The sequence below is a fragment of the Microbacterium sp. KU4F genome, from assembly GCF_056868075.1.
In genome coordinates, this window is sequence record NZ_CP200324.1 from 3,106,989 (window position 1) to 3,124,815 (window position 17,827).

Below are 17,827 nucleotides of genomic sequence, written 5' to 3' on the forward strand. Positions count from 1 at the left end.
ACCCTTCTAGGCTGGGGGTGTGCTGGCCGAGCTGACCAACGTCCCCCGCGACTACTCCTGGGGATCCTCCCATCTCATCGCAGACCTGCAGGGCCGAGAGCCCTCCGGCGTGCCCGAAGCCGAGGTCTGGTTCGGCGACCACCCCGGCTCGCCCGCCGAGCTGCCCTCCCTCGGGGTGACGCTGGATGCGTGGTTCGATGCGCAGGAGCCCGGCGCGGGCCCGGCGACGCGACTGCCCTATCTGCTCAAGCTGCTCGCCGCGGGCTCGCCCCTGTCGATCCAGGTGCATCCCTCGCGCGAGCAGGCGGTGGAAGGCTTCGCGCGGGAGGAAGCGGCGGGCATCCCGCGGGATGCGGCGCACCGCACCTACAAGGACGACAACCACAAGCCCGAGGTGATCGTGGCTGTCAGCGACCGCTTCGAGGCGCTTGCCGGCCTGCGTCCCCTCGGGGCGACCCGGGAGATCCTCGCGACCCTCGTCCAGAACGAGGGCGTGACGGCTCTCGACCGGGCGCTGCAAGGGTCCGACGAAGCTTCCGCGCTGCGCGACGCTCTCGGCTGGCTGCTCTCCGGCCAGGCGCAGAGCGTCGTGGACGGGGTGATCGCCGCTGTGCGACAGGCGGCCCAGACGACACCCACCGACCATTTCGCCGCACTGACGCGCATCGCCGACGCGTACCCGTCCGATCCGGGCGTCGTGGTGGCGCTGCTCATGAACCACGTGGTGCTTGCGCGCGGCGAGGCGATCTTCGTCCCTGCCGGTGTGCTGCACGCATACCTCTCCGGCCTCGGGGTAGAGATCATGGCCGCCAGCGACAACGTGCTGCGCGGCGGTCTCACGCCCAAGCACATCGACGTCGACGAGCTGCTGCGCATCCTCGACACGACACCCGGCGAGGCGCCGACATTGCCGGCGATCGTGGGGGAGCCGGGCGTCGACGTCTTCGCGCCCGGGATCACCGACTTCGAACTGCTGCGCGTGACGGTGGACGAGGGCGACGTGCGTCGCGTCCGCCTTCGCGGACCCGCCATCGCCGTGGCGACCGTCGGCACGCCGATGGTGTCGGCTGGGGATGCGCGGGTGCAACTCGCGCCCGGTGCCGCGGCGTTCGCCACGCCCGACGAGCAGCACCTCGAGGTCACTGGCACCGGGGAGCTGTTCCTCGCAATGCCGGGACGCTGATCGCCGGCTCGTAACGAATCCGCTCCATCGACACGCCGTCGGCGCGTCGTGAAGATTAAAGCGCGGGTTGAGGGTTTACGATCAGCGACTTGCTTTCCGCGAATCACACCTGTGTAATTTAGGCACCCGCCCACCGCGGGGCGTGATTCGAGATCGTGGGGAGAGCACATGGCGAGCGCACCGTACCGCTCAGGCGTTCCCGACAACTGGCATGTCGATCCCGTCTTCCTCGGGGTCCCCGGCGTTCGCCGCGAAGCTCCCGTCGACGACGACAATCCGCTGGCGTGGCAGACGGATGCACTGTGTGCGCAGACCGACCCTGAGGCGTTCTTCCCCGAGAAGGGCGGCTCCACCCGCGACGCGAAGCGCATCTGCACCACGTGCGATGTTCGCGACGAGTGCCTCGAGTACGCGCTGCGCAATGATGAGCGGTTCGGGATCTGGGGCGGACTCAGCGAGCGCGAGCGTCGCAAACTCAAGCGTCGTGTGAGCTGAACGGCCCATCGAGATCACCGATTGCGGCGCGTGCACCTCGCGTGTCGCGAACTCGTGCTTAGGCTGACTCAGTCATGTCGGCCCGTGTCCACGCTCTCCTCGTCGTGCGCCCTGAAGGGCGTACGGCCGCAGCGGCGCATCTCGAGCGCACGCTGTCCGCCCTCGCCGCACAGACCCGCAGGGTCGACGCGCTCACCATCGTGCTGTGCGGCGGAGACTCCGCTCTGACGCAGCTGGTGACGGCATCCGGCGCCGAAGGCGTGATCACCGCCGGCGCCTCGACGTCGTTCGCCGATGCGGTGCGCCTGGCCTCGGTGCGAATCAGCGGCGAGTTCGTCTGGCTTCTCGCCCAGGACACCGCACCCGAGCCGGAGGCTCTGCAACGCCTGCTCGCAGGCCTCGAGCGTGCGCCCTCGGTCGCCGTGGTCGCCCCCAAGCTGGTGGAGTGGGATGAGCCCGCCCGCATCGCGTCGCTGGGTGTGACGATGACGACGCTCGGCCGCGCCGTCGAGATGGTTCAGGACGAACTCGATCAGGGCCAGCACGACGGTGACGAAGACGTTCTCGGGGCCGACGTGCGCGGGCTTCTCGTGCGCGCCGACCTGTGGCGCACCCTCCGCGGCGTCGACCCTGCTCTCGGCGGGGCCGACGAGGGTCTCGATCTCGGCGTGCGCGCCCGGTTGGCGGGTCACCGGGTGAGTCTCGTGCCCGCCGCGCGGGTGGCGGTCGCCGGTGACGGTGTCGCGGGCCTGCCCGCCGCCCCGACGCGGCGCGCCCGTCGCCGTCGCGCCTACGCCCGCCGGCTGGCCCAGATCCACCGCCGCCTGACGTATGCACCCGCCGCGGCGGTGCCTCTGCACCTGCTCTCTCTCATCCCGCTGGCGCTCTGGCGTGCGGCGGCGCTGCTGGTGGCGAAGCAGCCCTCGCGCGTGCTGCCCGAATGGGGCGCCTCGATCGTGGCGTTCTTCCGATGGGGGGCGATCGCCGCATCCCGCGGTGTCATCCGCCGCTCGCGCAGCGTCGCGTGGTCGCAGCCTCCCTGCTGCGCATCACCAGATCGACGCTCCGGCAGCGCTTCGACGCCGATGCCGACGCCGACGCGATGAACCGACCGGTGCGCGGCGAGCTGCACTTCTTCACGGGTGGCGGCGCCTGGCTCGTGCTGGCCGGGCTGGTCGTGTCGGCGGCTGCATTCCCCGCGCTGTTGGCATGGCCCGCTCTCGGCGGCGGCGCGCTCCAGCCGCTGCGGGCGACACTCGGTCAGCTGTGGGCGGACGCCGCATTCGGCTCCCGTGCGACCGGGCTGGGCGTTGCAGGACCGGCAGATCCGTTCGCTGCCGTTGTGGCGCTGCTCGGCTCGCTCTGGCCGGCGGATCCGTCGCGGATCCTCATCGTGCTGTGGCTCGCTGCACTGCCGCTCGCGGTACTGGGAGGCTGGTTCGCGGCCACACGCCTCACATCCCGCTCGCTGCTTCGCAACACCGCCGCCGTCGCCTGGGCGCTCGCGCCGACCTTCTGGTCCGCTCTCGTCGACGGCCGCCCCACGGGCGTCATCGTGCACCTGCTGCTGCCGTGGCTCTTCTACGCCGGCGCGGTGGCCCATCGGTCATGGGCGGCTGCAGGGGCGGCGTCGTTGCTCCTGGCGGGCGTGCTCGCGTGCGCGCCGTCGCTGGCTCCCGCACTCATCCTGATCTGGATGCTGGCGATGATGCTCGTCGTGGTCGCGCGCGGCGGTCGCGGGGCGGGACAGATCGTCTGGACGGGCGTGCCCGCGCTGGCACTGTTCGCCCCCCTCATCTGGGCCCAGCTGCACGGCGGGACCGTGTGGGGCTTGGTCGCCGACCCCGGACCGGTGTGGGCGGGACCGCAGGCGGGAGCCGACGCCGCCGGGCGCTTCGCGCTGACGACGGGCTTCCCGAGCACGGACTTCGCCGGCTGGGCAGGTCTGCTCGGATCCACGGCCATCGCGCCGTTCGTGACCGCGGTGGTCGTGCTCGTCGCACCCCTCGCGGTGCTCGCGCTGCTGTCCCTGCTGACCCCGCGGTGGATGGTGGCCGGTGTGCTGCTCGTGACCGCGCTCCTGGGCATCGCGACGGCGTTCGCGGCCGTGGGCTTCGCCGTGTCGGTCGACACCCGGGGCACTCCGGTGGCACTGTGGCCGGGTGCGGCGCTGAGTCTCGCGTGGCTGGGGATCGTCGCGGCCGCGACCCTCACGCTCGACTCGGGCGTACCGGCGCGCGCCGGTGGACTGCGCGTCTTCGGCGCCGTCGCCGTCATCGGCACCCTCGCCGTCCTCGCCGTCCCCTCGGTCACCGCGATGGGGAGAGGACAGAGCGAACTGCAGAGCGGCTCGCCCTCCACACTTCCCGCCTACGTCGCAGCGCAGGGGCGCGACGATTCGAATGTCGGCACGATCGTGCTCTCACCCTTGGCCGACGGCTCCGTCGCCGCCCAGGTCGTGTGGGGCGGCAGCGAAACGCTGTCGGGCGGCTCCACGCTGGATGCGACCCGCTCGGTCGCCTCGGCATCCGACCAGGAAGTGGCCGAGCTCACCGCCGATCTGGTGACCTCGACTTCGGAGGACGTCGTCGCACGCGTCGCGGCCGCCGGAATCCGCTTCATCGTCGTGGCTCCCGAGACATCCGACGAAAGCGACGCGGCGCGCGCGTTGCGCCTCTCGGCCCAGACGGCCCTCGATCAGCGCGACGATCTCGACGTCGTCGGCGCGACACCCAAGGGCACGCTTTGGCGCGTGACGACGGATGTGGCCGCGCGGCCCGCGCCGAGCGCGGAGCTGGTTCGTCAGGGGTGGGCCGTGGGGGCGGTGCAGCTCGTGGTCGTCGCGATCGCCCTGCTGCTCTCGTTCCCCACCGCATCGTCGCGCCGTGAGGCTCGCCGCACTCCACGCATCGTCGGACCGCGTTCGCGGGAGGAGCAGGTATGAGCAGGCAGCGAGCATGGCGCTGGGCCGCCACCAGTACGCGGCTCGTCGTCGGTGCGGCCCTCGCCGTCGGGATGGTCGGGGCGGTGGGCGTCGGTGTGGCCGCGAACTGGCCCACCCATACACACGAGCCGCTCGCGGTGGGCGTGACGCCCACGCCGGCGGACACGGTGCTCGCCTGTGCCGGGCCCTTGCTCGCTCTCGGACGTGACGCCACGCAGGCCGGCCAGATCACCAGCGCGGCGCCGACGGCCACCGTGTCGGGATCGGACGGCGCGACGCTCGAGCAGGCGACGGAGCCGAGCGATCCCGACGTCGTCGGCTCCGACGGGCACCCCGTGTTCGTCGCTCCGCCTGTGGACGCGACACGATCGGACGCGGCCGCATCCTCGAGCGGTTCGGCAGCCGCCGACGATCTTCGCGGCTTCGCCGCCGCCGCGTGTCAGCCCCCGCTCATCGAGTCGTGGCTCGTCGCGGGGGCGACCACCACGGGCTCGGCGGATGTCATCCTGCTTTCGAACCCCTCGGATGTCGCCGCCACCGTCGATCTGACGCTGTACAGCGCGACCGGCGCCTCCACTCCGCCGTCGGGAAGAGGGCTCCGCGTCGACGCCCACACGCAACGGCTCGTGCCGCTGGCCGCGCTCGCGGTCGGCGAGGGTGCTCCCGTGGTGCGTGTCACCGCCTCGGGTGCGCCGGTCGCTGCGGCATTGCAGTCCAGCCTGTCCCGAACCCTGCTGACCGGCGGCATCGAGCAGAGCGGCGCGATCGTGGGTTCCGCGACGCAGCAGGTGATTCCCGGAGTGCGTGTTCCGCAGAGCGCGGTCGATGCGGCTTCCGCCGGCGCGACGACCCTTCTGCGGTTGCTCGCTCCGGGCGCCGATGCGACGGCCGCGGTCACCGTCCAGGACGACACGGGCCGCATCGCGTTGACGCAGAGTGTTCCCCTGGGCGCGGATCTTCCCACCGAGCTCGACCTGGCCGGTCTGTCGGCCGGTACGTACACCGTGCGCGTCGAGGCCACCTCGGCCGTCGTCAGCGCCGTCTGGCAGACGACGAGTTTCGGCAACGGTGCGGACTTCGCCTGGTACACCGCGGTCGAGTCCATCGTCGCCCCGAGCGTCGTCGCCGTACCGGACGGCCCGTCACCGCTGCTGGTGCTGGCGGGATCGACGGTCGGTTCCGCAGATGTCGTGCTGACGCCGCTGAGCGGTGCCACCCAGACCGAACGGGTCAGCGTCGCGCCGGGCGGCACCGCATCCGTGCCGGTCCAGCCCGGTGCCGTGTACCGCATCGAGACCTCGAATCCGGTCCGGGCGTCCGTGAGCTACCTCGCGGACGGTGCGATCAGCGCGTTCCCGGTGTGGCCGGCGGATGCGGCGGCGTCGGAGATCATCGTCCGCCCCTGAGCCCGCTCAGAGAAAGCGGAAGCGATCGGGGCCGAGGTCCCACGGGTCCCGCCCGAGGAACTCGGCAGCGGCGCGGAAGACGCAGCTTCTCGATCATCATGCGCCGATGGGTGTCGTCGTTGCGGTGCAGGTGTGCGAGACGTTCGATGGGCAGCCGGTAGAGAACGATGCGCTTCTCGTCGGGGAGCACGCTCCAGCGCGGGATGCCATCGGCATCCGCCGCCGGAGGCATGTCGGCCATCTCGAAGCGCACCTCGCGCAGCCCGGCCACGCTCCACGGAGGAACTCCGCGACCGAACCGACGGCGAGGTCGAACCGGTCGACGCGCGTCTCCAGGGGCGGCAGAGGTGGGCGCACCACCGCGCTCCGGCCCTGCCGGCCGTGACGTCCGTGACGTTCGGGACGGGGGGCTGCGGGTGCGGGGCGCGACCGGCGGCGGATCATCTGACCATCCTAGGCGCGGCGCACCGGCGGCGTCCCCGGGGCGCGTTAGGGTCACACCGTGCAGGAACGTCAGTGCTCCAAGGTCGCGTGCGCGCGTGAAGCGGTGGCGACGCTCACCTACGACTATGCCGACCAGATGGCAGCGGTGGGTCCGCTCGGACGTGCCGGAGATCCGCACGCGCACGATCTGTGCCAGGTGCACACCGAGCGACTGTCGGTGCCCAAGGGATGGCTGGTCGTGCGTCACGAGACGCTCCGCGCCTCTTAGCCGCGGGCTTCCCTGGGCGCAGGCAGGAGCGCTGCGGCACGCGCATCGCGCGACCGGATGGCCGACAGTTCGCGCTGGAAGCGCAGCGCCGCGACAGCCCGGACGAACAGCCCGGATCCGCGGCCGGAACCGGGGAGACGGATGCTGCCGCCTCCGTCGCCAGTTGCGCGGCCAGCATCCGGCGTGCCCCCGGCTGCAGCTGTTCGGCCTGCCGGACGAACCGGGCGAGGCGCCGCGCGACCGGCGCCGGCAGCGGTGCCACGTCGGCGATGCGGGCCCATTCGGTGAGGGGAGCCGGCACCTGCGGCTCGAAGGCGGGGAGGCGTCCGGTGCGCGTGCGCTGACTGAAGGTGCCCGCCATGAGGTCGCCCAGACGCTGTGCGCGCGGCGTGAACATCCCGGTCAGCGCCGCCACGGCGCCGAGGGTGAACCAGATCTCCAGAACGCCGACGAGAGAGCGGATCAGCGCCTGCCGGAATCCCGCCGCCCCGCCGTCGGCGCGGACGATGCGCGCGCCGACGATGAGCTTGCCGAGACTGCGTCCGCGCGTGGCGGTCTCGATCGTCGTGGGCGCGATGACCAGCAGCAGGACCGCCAGCAGGATCGAGAGGATCGTACCGAGCCCCGAAGCTGCGGAGAGGACCCCGGTCAGCCCGAGCGCCAGCATCACGATGAGGGCGGCGGCCACGGTCACGATCATGTCGATGGCGGCCCCCGCCAGGCGCAGGAAGAACCCCGCCGGTTGGACGTCGAGCGCAACGGCTTCGCCGGTGAGGATCTCGTCCTGACCGATCTCGACCATCGTCACGGCGGAGGGCATGGCTACAGTGAAACACATGGACCTCGACGCGCTCACGGCCGCCCACAGGTCCGAGTGGGAGCGTCTCGACGAGCTGGCCGGCCGCCGGCGTCTGAGTGGAGCCGAGGCCGACGAGCTCGTGATGCGCTACCGGGCCGCCTCCGCGGATCTGGCCGAGTTGAAGACGTCCGCCGGGCGCAGTCCGCAGGCCGATCACCTGTCGCTCGTGCTGGCCCGTGCCCGCCTGCGGCTCACCGCGGGAGACGGGAATCTGCTCCGTCGCATCCCGCAGTTCTTCCTCGACCAACTGCCCGCGGCGCTGTACGGCGTGCGCCGGACGACACTCGCCGTCGCAGGCGCCTTCGTCCTGGTCGCTGCGCTGGTGGCGTTGTGGATCTCGTCGGATCCCGCTCTCGTGGCGACCCTCGGCTCCGACGCACAGCTCTCGTCGTATGCGAACGACGAGTTCGTCGCCTATTACTCCGACAACCCGGCCGCCGTGTTCGCCGGCACGGTGTGGACGAACAACGCCTGGATCGCGGCGCAGTGCGTCCTGTTCGGGATCACCGGTATCTGGCCGGTCTCCGTCGTCATCCAGAATGCGGTCGGTCTCGGCGCCGCGGCAGCGGTGATGGGATCCTTCGGCCGGCTCGACGTGTTCTTCGCGTACATCCTTCCCCACGGCCTGCTCGAGCTGACCAGCGTGTTCGTCGCTGCGGCGGCGGGGCTCCACGTCTTCTGGGCCTGGGTGGCGCCCGGCCCGCGGTCGCGACGGGAGTCGCTGGCCGCCGCGGGTCGCTCGCTCGCCACCGTCGCAATCGGACTGGTTTTCGCCCTCGCGCTGTCGGGAGTCGTCGAGGCCTACGTCACCCCCCAGCCGTGGCCGTGGCCCGTGAAGCTCGTGCTCGGCGCCATGGCACTCGGCGTCTTCCTCGTCTACATGCTCGTGGTGGGGCGCCGGGCGGCGCGCCGCGGGCAGACGGGTGATCTGGACGAGGACGACATCGGCCAGACCGAGCTCGTCGCGGGCTGAACTCAAGCGGGTTCAGCGATCGTTCACCAGATCGTGGGCGTGTCGTGTTTTTGAATAGATCAAAACAATGACAGGATGCGGGAGTGGCCCCCGCATCCGTCGAGACAGAGATCGCCCTGCGTCACGCGGGCCTTCGTGTCACTCAGACGCGGCGCGGGGTCTACGACGCGCTGCACGCGCTGCCGCACGCCCGGGCGGACGAGGTGTTCGCGCGTGTGCGCGAGCGGCTGCCCGCAACGAGCATGCAGTCGGTCTACAACGCCCTCGGCGACTTCGTCGACGCGGGGCTGGCCCGGCGCATCGAACCCGCGGGTCATCCCGGGCTGTTCGAGCTGCGCGTCGCGGACAACCACCACCACCTCGTCTGCCGTGGCTGCGGCCGCGTCGAGGACGTGGACTGCGTTGCGGGAGCGGCGCCGTGCATGCATCCCCAACAGACGCATGGCTTCTCGGTCGAGGCTGCCGAGGTGACCTTCTGGGGCATGTGTCCGGCATGTGCCGCCCAGAGCGAATGATCCCCCACGAAAGGAAACAGATGTCCGACATCACGACGGGTTGCCCTGTACCCCACGACGGTGCCGACGAGACGCGGTTGCCCGTCGGGCCCTCGCCGATCGACGCCGAGCCCGACGGTGCGCTGCCGCATCCCACCGCAGGCTCCGCGAACCGCGTGTGGTGGCCGAAGAAGCTGAACCTGCGTCTGCTGGCGAAGAACCCGGTCGTGGGCAATCCTCTCGGTGAGGACTTCGACTACAAGGCCGCTTTCGAAGCGCTGGATCTCGCCGCGGTCAAGCAGGATCTGCGGGAGGTCATGACGACGTCGCAGGACTGGTGGCCGGCCGACTTCGGTCACTACGGCCCGCTGATGATCCGCATGGCCTGGCACAGTGCCGGCACCTATCGCGTGACGGACGGACGCGGCGGCGGCGGGCAGGGTCAGCAGCGGTTCGCACCGCTGAACAGCTGGCCGGACAACGTGAACCTCGACAAGGCGCGCCGCCTGCTGTGGCCGGTCAAGAAGAAGTACGGCCAGTCGATCTCGTGGGCGGATCTCATGATCCTCGCCGGCAACGTGGCGCTGGAGTCGATGGGCTTCAAGACCTTCGGGTTCGCCGGGGGACGTGCCGACGTCTGGGAGGCCGACGACGACGTCTACTGGGGCCCCGAGACCACCTGGCTCGGCGACGAGCGCTACTCGGGCGACCGCGAGCTGGAGAAGCCGCTCGCGGCCGTCCAGATGGGACTCATCTACGTCAACCCGGAGGGCCCGAACGGCGAGCCCGACCCGCTGCGCTCGGCGCGCGACATCCGTGAGACGTTCGCCCGCATGGCGATGAACGACGAGGAGACGGTCGCGCTCATCGCCGGCGGCCACACCTTCGGAAAGACGCACGGCGCGGCATCCGACGAGAACGTGGCGGAGGATCCCGAGGCCGCGGGCATCGAGGAGCAGGGGCTCGGCTGGAAGAACGCGCACGGCACCGGCAAGGGCGACGACACGATCACGAGCGGGCTGGAGGTCACCTGGACCTATCACCCGACGCGCTGGGACAACGAGTTCCTGCACATCCTGTACGCCTACGAGTGGAGCTGTTCAAGAGCCCTGCGGGCGCCTGGCAGTGGCGTCCCGCGAACGGCGCGGGCAGCGACATGGTGCCGCTGGCGCACTCGGACGGCCGCCGCGAGCCGCGCATGCTCACGAGCGACATCGCTCTGCGCGTGGACCCGGAGTACGGAAAGATCACCAAGCGCTTCCTCGAGAACCCCGATGAGTTCCAGGACGCCTTCGCCCGCGCGTGGTTCAAACTGACCCACCGCGACATGGGTCCGAAGGTCCGCTACCTCGGTTCCGAGGTGCCGGAGGAGGATCTCATCTGGCAGGACCCGGTGCCTCCCGTCGATCACGACCTGATCGATGCGGCGGATGCGGTCGCGCTGAAGTCCCGCATCCTCGAGTCCGGGCTGAGCGTGTCCGAGCTGGTCTCGACGACGTGGGCGGCGGCATCCACCTTCCGTGGCAGCGACAAGCGCGGTGGCGTCAACGGCGCCCGCATCCGCCTGGCGCCGCAGAAGGACTGGGAGGTGAACAACCCCGCTCAGCTGCAGAAGGTGCTCGCGGTCCTCGAAGAGGTCAAGGCCGAGTTCGAGGCGGCGGGTCGCCGGGTCTCGCTCGCGGACCTGATCGTGCTCGCCGGCAACGCCGGTGTGGAGCGCGCCGCGGCCGACGCGGGCGTGATCGTGGAGGTGCCGTTCCGTCCGGGACGCACCGACGCGACGGCGGAGCAGACCGAGGAGCACTCGTTCGCGTTCCTCGAGCCCGCCGCCGACGGCTTCCGCAACTACCTCAAGGGGCGCCCGTCGCTTCCCGCCGAGTACCTGCTGGTCGACAAGGCCAACCTGCTGACCCTGAGCGCACCCGAGATGACGGTGCTCGTGGGCGGTCTGCGCGTGCTCGGTGCGAACTGGGACGGCTCGCGCTACGGCGTGCTGACCGACCGCGTGGGCGTGCTCACGAACGACTTCTTCGTGAACCTGCTCGAGCTCGGCAACACGTGGAAGCCGCTCGACCCCGGGTCCCACGCGTTCCAGGGCACGAAGGACGCCACCGGAGAGCTGGTCGGCATCGGCACGCGGGCCGACCTCGTGTTCGCCTCGAACTCCGAGCTGCGCGCGCTCGCCGAGGTGTACGCCTCGGACGACGCGACCGAGAAGTTCGTGACGGACTTCGTCGCGGCGTGGACGAAGGTCACCGAGCTCGACCGCTTCGACCTCGTCTGACCCCAACCCGGAACGCCCCTCCGCCCGGCGCGGAGGGGCGTTCCGCGTTCCGAGGCGCTTCGGCGCGGCCGCTCGCCTGTCCCAGGGGGTCACATCCGCGTGCCCGAGTTGCGTCGCATATGCGCAGATGCGCCAGGTTTCCGCATCCGCCATAGTCAATCGCTGTCGCGGACGCGGAAAAGTGTGGCGCGTTCGCGCGACCGAGAGCTTCGGCGGAACGGGGACAGAGACTCTTCCCCTGTCAGAGATCGAGCCGCTCGCGTCGATCTGTGACAGGGGAAGCGAGGGGACGGAGCGCTCCGCGCGATCGGCGGCCCTCGACGGCGCCTGGGCTCAGAGCAGGCCGCGCAGCTTGAGCGCGAGGTAGTGGTCGGCGACGCGGGGCGGGAGGGATGCCGCATCCGCGGTCACGGCGACAGCACCCGTGCGCGCGATCGCGGCCGCGACGCGCTCGCCGTCCTGACGGACGTGCTCCGTCGCGGCCCAGGCGTAGGCCGCATCCGCATCCGTCGTGGCGGTGTCGTCGGCGTCCTCGACGGTGGATGCGGATGCCACGAGAACTCGCGAACGGGCCGTCAGCGTGGGGAGCGCGGCGAGGAACCCGCGTGCTGCGGCCGGGTCGTCCTGGGCCGTGAGCAGCACCACCAGCGCGGGGCGCACCGTCAGCCTGCGCACCAAGGAGGCGACCTTGCTCCAGTCCGTCTCGATCAACTGGGCCTCGACCGGTGCCATGGCGTCCACGAGCGCGGGAACGAGTCCGGCGCCGTCGACGCCGCTCACGCGCGCCCGTACGACGCGATCCATCATCACGAGGTGCACGTGGTCCCCGGCGCGGGCGGCCAGGGCTCCGAGCAGCAGCGTCGCCTCCATGGCGGCGTCGAGTCTCACCCCGTCGTCGACGCGAGTCGCCGCCGTGCGACCGGTATCGACGACCACGACGATGTGGCGGTCGCGCTCCGGCCGCCACGTGCGCAGCATCGTCGTGCCCGAGCGCGCCGTGGCGCGCCAGTCGATCGAGCGGACGTCATCGCCGCGGACGTACTCGCGCAGGCTGTCGAACTCCGTGCCGCGGCCGCGCACCTGGACGCTCGTCTCGCCGTCGAGCTCCCGCAGGCGCGCCAGGCGGGACGGCAGATGGCGTCGCGACGAGAACGGCGGCAGAACGCGCAGCGTGCCGCGGGCGTCGATGCGCTGCTGACGGCCGGACAGACCGAGGGGGCCGAGCGAGCGTACGACGACGAAGTCGCTCGCCAACTCACCGCGCCGGCGCGGTGCGAGCGACGCGCGGAGGGTCGCGGTGTGCCCGGCCGCGACATCGATGCGCGCGCGGGCGGCGGGGGCGCCGGCGGTCGGCTGCCAGGCGTCCCGCACCCATCCCTTCACCGGCCGACGGCCCGCGTTCGTCAGGCGCAACTCGCTCAGCGCGACCTCGCCGCGCCGGGCGCGCGCGGGCAGAGACCGCGCGACGCGCAGGTCTCCGGGGCTCGGCGCGAGCGCGGTGTCCAGCGCGACCGCCGCGACGACGAGGCCGAGCCACGCGCCGAACACCGCCCATGCCGGCACTCCCGCGGCGGACAGCAGGATCAACGGGATGAGACCGCCGGCGACGACGATCGGAAGACGACCGGTGACGAACACGTCAGATCGGAACCCTCGTCTGGGCGAGGACCGAGGCGAGCACGCCGTCCACCGTGACGCCCTCGAACTCGGCTTCGGGGTTCAGGCGCAGCCGGTGGCGCCAGGTCGGGGTGAGCATCGTCTGCACGTGATCCGGCGTGATGGCCGGGTAACCGCCCAGCCACGCCCACGCCTTCGCGGTGGCCAGCAGCGCGGTCGCGGCACGGGGGCTCGCGCCCAGCTGCACCGAGGGTGCATCGCGGGTCGCCCGAGCGAGGTCGACGATGTATCCGAGCAGGTCGTCGGAGGCGTCGACGGATGCGACCGCCCGCTGGGCTGCGGCGATGCCCGCCGCATCCGTGGCCGGCACCACGGCGTCGAGCGCTCGGGGGTCGAACCCGTCCGCGTGGCGGCGCAGCACCTGCACCTCGGCGTCCCGCTCGGGCACGTCGACGCGCAGCTTCAGCAGGAACCGGTCCAGCTGCGCCTCGGGCAGATCGTAGGTCCCCTCGTGCTCGACGGGGTTCTGGGTCGCGGCCACGAGGAACGGCGCCGGCAGCGGACGGGTCACGCCGTCGGCGGAGACCTGGCGCTCCTCCATGGCCTCCAGCAGCGCCGACTGGGTCTTGGGCGGCGTGCGGTTGATCTCGTCCGCGAGCAGCACCTGCGTGAACACCGGACCCTCGCGGAACTCGAACTCGCCGGAGCGGGCGTCGTAGATGAGCGATCCGGTGACATCGCCCGGCATCAGGTCGGGGGTGAACTGCACCCGGTGCGTGTCGAGTCCGAGCGCGCGGCTGAACGCGCGCACGAGCAGCGTCTTCGCGACGCCGGGCACACCCTCCAGCAGCACGTGGCCGCGCGCCAGGAGCGCGACCAGAAGCCCCGTCACGGCGCCGTCCTGCCCCACCACGGCCTTGCCGATCTGGGTGCGCACGCCGTGCATCGCCATCCGCAGGGCGTCATCGGAGTTCTCGGTCATTGCGGTTCCTTTCGCGGACGGGACGGGGTCAATTGCGCCTCGAGGGCGCGAAGGTCTGCGGCGAGGCGGGCGAGCGACCGATCGTCGGAGACAGGCTCGTCGCCGAGCAGGGCGTGACTGCGCGCGGGAGGGATGCCGGTGGCTGCGGCGACGGCATCGGCGATCGCCGTGGTGTCGGCGCGGCGCGGCACGGACAGCGCCGTCGCCGCCCGCTCGCGGGCGCGCTCTCGCAGAAGCGCCGCGGCATGCTCGCGCGCGCCGGCGCGGGCGTAGAGCCGGCCGAGGCCGCGCGTCGTCTCGTCGGCACGCACCGTCACCGGGAGCCGCTCGTGCACGAGGGGGCCGAATCTCCGGCCGCGCCAGATCGCGGCGGCCAGAGTCGTCGCGCCGAGCAGCACGATCGCCGGTGTGACCCACGGCGGGGTCAGCTCTCCGAGCGTCGAGCCGGGCGAACCGGAACCGGCGGTCAGGGCCGGCACGAGCCAGACCAGGCGATCATGTGCGCCCAGCAGGCCGAGCGCGAGAGCCGCATTGCCGTCGGAGGCGAGGTGTTCGTTCGTGAAGAGGACCGATCCGTCCACGGCGGCGAGCGTCGCGTCCCCTCGTTGCTGCCAGAGCAGGCCGAACGCGTCGTCGACCGGGTAGCAGCCGACCGCATCCGCGGCGGTGAAGGTCGCGCCGACGCTGACGTCTCCCGCGCGCAGCGCTACCGGCAGATCGCATTCGGGCGCGACCGCATCGGCGGTGCCGTATCCCTGAACCATGCCGTCGAAGAGGAGCCGGATCGAACGGGCGCGCGGATCCGATACGACCACCGAGTCCGCCGCGCCGGCCAACGACGTCAGCTGCGTGTCCGACAGCAGGGGAGAGTCCGGCAGGACGAGGGTGCTGTCTCCCTCCCGGAGCGCGGCCTCCGCGGCGGCGACATCGCGCACCACGATGACGTCGATGCCCTCATCGGAGAGGATGCGGGCGAGCGCACGCATCCCGTCGGGACCGGGATCCTCCGGATCGAACCTGTCGTATGCGCTGAAGCGCATGTTCGAGGAGATCACCGCGCCGAGGATGCCGACGACCACGATGACGGCACCGATGACGGCCCACGTGCGGGCGGGAGCGAGGCGGGGGCGAACGCTCATCGGTGCGCCGCCGAGGCGCGGGAGAGTCGATCGTCGAGGGCGCTGACACGCTCGTACGCGTCGCGGCTTCCCGGCCGTCGCAGATAGCGCACATCATCGAAGTCGTGCGCGGCGTCGATGAGTGAGGCGGCCTCCTCGGGGAAGACGGACCCGGCGGAGCGTGCGAACGCGGTGACCGTCGCCCCGGGCGGCACCGTGACCAGCTGTTGCTCTTCGAGCCCGCGAGCCAGCGCGCGCACGGCGGCCACGGTCGCCGCCTCCCAGTCGCCGCGCTCGGCGAGCGTCGCTGCGGTGCGCCGCAGCTCGGCGGATCCGGCCGTCACCGCGTCGCCGAAGAGCTCGCCGCGGGCCGCGCGCACGAGACCTCTGGAGCGCGGTCGTCCCCAGATGACGACGGCGAGCACCACGAGGAGCACGACCAGCAGCAGTGCGCCGACGGCGACCAAGGGTGCCCACGCCGCATCCACGTCGCCCGTGAACAGCTTGGCGATGCCGTCGCCGATGGCACGTGCGATGCGGTCGAACGGGGTCGGTTCGGCTGCACGATAGCTCGGATCTGCGAGTTCCCGCTCGGCAAGACGTCTGGCCTCGTCGCCGTCGGGGATCAACGGCGCGCCCCCGGCGAGGATCACCGCTGTTCCGGGCCCGCCTGCGGCGCAGCCCAGTCGGTCTCGGCGGGCCGGCCGGCCGGCGGCTGGTTGCTCGCGGGCTGATCCGCGGCGGGTTGCGCATCCGCGGCCGTCGGTACGGGTGCATCGACTCCGGGCGGCGTGTACGCGGGCGGCGGGCCGTAGCCGTACGCCTGCGGAGCCGGGTAGGCGCCCGGCCACGGGGCGGGCTGCGGTGGCCAGGCGCCGGGCTGCGGCGCCACCGTCCGGCCGATGTGCCAGCGATAGGGATCGGCGACGCCCGCGCCCATCTGACGCTGGTCCACGTACGACTGCAGGTCGAGATCGAGGCCCTCGGTGCGCATCCGGGCGTCCACGTACACGAGGCACGCCGCCGTGGCGTTCACCACGAGCGCGATCGACTGCACCAGCAGCGACACCATCTGCACCACAAGGCCGACCCCGACGGTTGCGATGACGGCGGCGACGTCCGGGTCGCCCGTGGGGGAGAGGACGCCGACGAACATGCCGCTGAAGAAGTTCAGCGGCACCACGACGATCTGGGTGATGATTCCGAAGCCGGTCTGGATGACGAACCACGTCGCGAGCGTGCGCCAGAACCTGCCGCGCGTGAGGCGCCAGGAGCGTGCGATGGCCGCGAACACGCCGGCCCCCTCGAGCACGAGGACCGGCGTGACGAGGAACAGCCGCGTCGTCAACCAGAAAGCCAGGGGGATGGCGGCCAGGACGAACAGGATCGCGACGATGATTCCGGCGGCCAGCGCCAGCACACCGAGCGCGAAGGCCGCGGCTGCCGCGACCGCGATCGCGACCAGTACGGCGCCCGAGGACAGGAGCGTGTATCCGAACAGGCGCCAGAAGGCGGGACGGATCCGCCGCCACAGCGCGCCGACCGTCAGCTTCTCGGCGACGACGCCGTGCGCGACCTCGGCCACGACGACGCCCTGGACGATGACCGTCAGCGCGGAGCTCGCGACGCCGAGCACGAGGCTGGAGATCACGGTGATCGCTGTCGCGCCCGCGAACAGGTCCGGATAGTCGGGGCTCGACACCGGCACGGTCGCCAGGCGCGAGAAGCTGGCGAAGGCGATGCCGCCGACCGCGACCAGCAGCACCAGATACGTCGCCATCTGCATGCCCAGAGCGAACCCCAGCAGCACACGGGGGTTCTGCCGCAGCGCGACGAAGGAGCGTCCCAGCACGGTTCCGAACGTCAGCGGATGCAGCGGGACGATTCCGGCACGCGGAGCGGGCATCCATCCGGGTTGCGCGGTCGTCATGATCTCCTCGCGGTCGTCATCGCCTTCATCGTGACACACCTGGGTGATCGCTCGTGAGCGCCGGGTCCGGTGTGGACTACTCTGAAGGGGCGCACGGGGGCATCGGTGGAACCCGGCCGCCGAGCGGACGCAAAGGAAGAACGCGTTTCATGACATCACGCATTCTCGTGGTCGACGACGACACGGCGCTGGCCGAGATGATCGGGATCGTGCTGGACACCGAAGGCTTCGAGACGGTCTTCTGCGCCGACGGTGCCCAGGCGGTCGATGCCTTCCGCGCCGAGCGCCCCGATCTCGTGCTGCTCGATCTGATGCTGCCCGGTATGGACGGCATCGAGATCTGCACCCGCCTGCGCGCGGAGTCCGGCGTACCGATCATCATGCTGACCGCGCGCACCGACACCGCCGACGTCGTCGCCGGCCTCGAGTCGGGCGCCGACGACTACATCGTCAAGCCGTTCAACCCGAAAGAGCTGGTCGCCCGCATCCGCACCCGACTTCGTCCGGCTGCGACGGATGCGGGGAGAGCCTGCGCATCGGCGACCTGACCGTCGATGTGGCCGCCCACGAAGTGCGCCGGGGATCGACTCCCATCCCGCTGACGCCGCTGGAGTTCGAACTGCTCGTCGCGCTCGCATCGAAACCGCAGCAGGTCTTCTCCCGCGAGATGCTCCTCGAGCAGGTGTGGGGCTACCACTACAAGGCGGACACGCGACTCGTGAACGTGCACGTCCAGCGGCTGCGCGCGAAGGTCGAGCTCGACCCCGACAACCCGAAGATCGTCACGACGGTGCGCGGCGTCGGATACCGCGCCGGCGCCGCGAGCTGAG

Annotated in this window: 13 protein-coding genes and 4 pseudogenes; 10 read left to right on the plus strand and 7 right to left on the minus strand. The window is 71.4% G+C overall.

Annotated elements, in window-relative coordinates; genetic code table 11:
• Positions 1-19: 19 nt before the first annotated feature.
• The 5 genes from manA (at position 20) to AC1VNH_RS15405 (ending at position 6,028) form a co-directional block, all read left to right on the plus strand.
• Positions 20-1,183 (plus strand): mannose-6-phosphate isomerase, class I, encoded by a 1,164-nt coding sequence (gene manA / locus AC1VNH_RS15385; protein WP_483112406.1) that lies wholly within the window; start codon positions 20-22, stop codon positions 1,181-1,183.
• Between the two features lie 168 nt (positions 1,184-1,351).
• Complete coding sequence (locus tag AC1VNH_RS15390; protein WP_274287571.1) at positions 1,352-1,678, plus strand: WhiB family transcriptional regulator; 327 nt, start codon at positions 1,352-1,354, stop codon at positions 1,676-1,678.
• Between the two features lie 74 nt (positions 1,679-1,752).
• Positions 1,753-2,784: a glycosyltransferase family 2 protein gene (locus tag AC1VNH_RS15395; RefSeq protein ID WP_483112408.1), complete on the plus strand. Its 1,032-nt coding sequence runs from the start codon at positions 1,753-1,755 to the stop codon at positions 2,782-2,784.
• Positions 2,703-4,622 (plus strand): hypothetical protein, encoded by a 1,920-nt coding sequence (locus tag AC1VNH_RS15400; protein WP_483112410.1) that lies wholly within the window; start codon positions 2,703-2,705, stop codon positions 4,620-4,622. The genes AC1VNH_RS15395 and AC1VNH_RS15400 overlap by 82 nt, the downstream gene beginning before the upstream one ends.
• Positions 4,619-6,028 carry a DUF5719 family protein gene (locus tag AC1VNH_RS15405; protein ID WP_483112411.1) on the plus strand — a complete coding sequence of 470 codons (1,410 nt, stop codon included), beginning with the start codon at positions 4,619-4,621 and terminating at the stop codon, positions 6,026-6,028. The genes AC1VNH_RS15400 and AC1VNH_RS15405 overlap by 4 nt, the downstream gene beginning before the upstream one ends.
• 6 nt (positions 6,029-6,034) lie before the next feature.
• Here the strand turns inward: AC1VNH_RS15405 and AC1VNH_RS15410 are convergent.
• Positions 6,035-6,472, minus strand: a pseudogene (locus tag AC1VNH_RS15410) (metallopeptidase family protein).
• A gap of 58 nt (positions 6,473-6,530) precedes the next feature.
• Between AC1VNH_RS15410 and AC1VNH_RS15415 the strand changes: the two are divergent.
• A complete protein-coding gene (locus AC1VNH_RS15415; RefSeq protein ID WP_137416377.1) occupies positions 6,531-6,740 on the plus strand; it encodes a DUF3499 family protein in 210 nt (69 codons plus the stop codon).
• A 412-nt stretch (positions 6,741-7,152) separates the two neighbouring features.
• Here AC1VNH_RS15415 and AC1VNH_RS15420 read toward each other — a convergent pair.
• Positions 7,153-7,578, minus strand: a pseudogene (locus AC1VNH_RS15420) (RDD family protein); the annotation flags it as partial.
• Between AC1VNH_RS15420 and AC1VNH_RS15425 the strand changes: the two are divergent.
• The 3 genes and pseudogenes from AC1VNH_RS15425 (at position 7,577) to katG (ending at position 11,350) form a co-directional block, all read left to right on the plus strand.
• Positions 7,577-8,572 (plus strand): stage II sporulation protein M, encoded by a 996-nt coding sequence (locus AC1VNH_RS15425; RefSeq protein WP_483112413.1) that lies wholly within the window; start codon positions 7,577-7,579, stop codon positions 8,570-8,572. The pseudogene AC1VNH_RS15420 and the gene AC1VNH_RS15425 sit on opposite strands and share 2 nt — an antisense overlap.
• Positions 8,573-8,655: 83 nt before the next feature.
• Positions 8,656-9,087, plus strand: a complete 432-nt coding sequence (locus AC1VNH_RS15430) for a Fur family transcriptional regulator (protein WP_483112415.1) — start codon at positions 8,656-8,658, stop codon at positions 9,085-9,087.
• A 20-nt stretch (positions 9,088-9,107) separates the two neighbouring features.
• Positions 9,108-11,350 (plus strand): annotated as a pseudogene (gene katG / locus AC1VNH_RS15435) (catalase/peroxidase HPI).
• A 333-nt stretch (positions 11,351-11,683) separates the two neighbouring features.
• On the opposite strand, the gene AC1VNH_RS15440 reads toward katG, so the two are convergent.
• The 5 genes from AC1VNH_RS15440 to AC1VNH_RS15460 are packed head-to-tail and all read right to left on the minus strand — an operon-like array spanning position 11,684 to position 16,997.
• Complete coding sequence (locus AC1VNH_RS15440) at positions 11,684-12,988, minus strand: DUF58 domain-containing protein (protein ID WP_483112416.1); 1,305 nt, start codon at positions 12,986-12,988, stop codon at positions 11,684-11,686.
• A gap of 1 nt (position 12,989) precedes the next feature.
• Positions 12,990-13,949: an AAA family ATPase gene (locus tag AC1VNH_RS15445; protein ID WP_483112417.1), complete on the minus strand. Its 960-nt coding sequence runs from the start codon at positions 13,947-13,949 to the stop codon at positions 12,990-12,992.
• Entirely contained in the window at positions 13,946-15,088 is a 1,143-nt protein-coding gene (locus AC1VNH_RS15450) for a DUF4350 domain-containing protein (protein WP_483112419.1), read from the minus strand. The genes AC1VNH_RS15445 and AC1VNH_RS15450 overlap by 4 nt, the downstream gene beginning before the upstream one ends.
• The gene (locus AC1VNH_RS15455; protein WP_483112421.1) at positions 15,085-15,720 is read right to left on the minus strand and encodes a DUF4129 domain-containing protein; all 636 of its coding nucleotides are present in this window, start codon (positions 15,718-15,720) and stop codon (positions 15,085-15,087) included. Before AC1VNH_RS15455 ends, AC1VNH_RS15450 begins: the two co-directional genes overlap by 4 nt.
• Positions 15,717-16,997, minus strand: coding sequence for a glycerophosphoryl diester phosphodiesterase membrane domain-containing protein (locus AC1VNH_RS15460; RefSeq protein WP_483112423.1), 1,281 nt, complete (start codon positions 16,995-16,997; stop codon positions 15,717-15,719). Before AC1VNH_RS15460 ends, AC1VNH_RS15455 begins: the two co-directional genes overlap by 4 nt.
• Before the next feature lie 149 nt (positions 16,998-17,146).
• Here AC1VNH_RS15460 and mtrA point away from each other — a divergent pair.
• A pseudogene (mtrA, locus tag AC1VNH_RS15465) lies at positions 17,147-17,826 on the plus strand (MtrAB system response regulator MtrA).
• Position 17,827 lies beyond the last annotated feature (1 nt).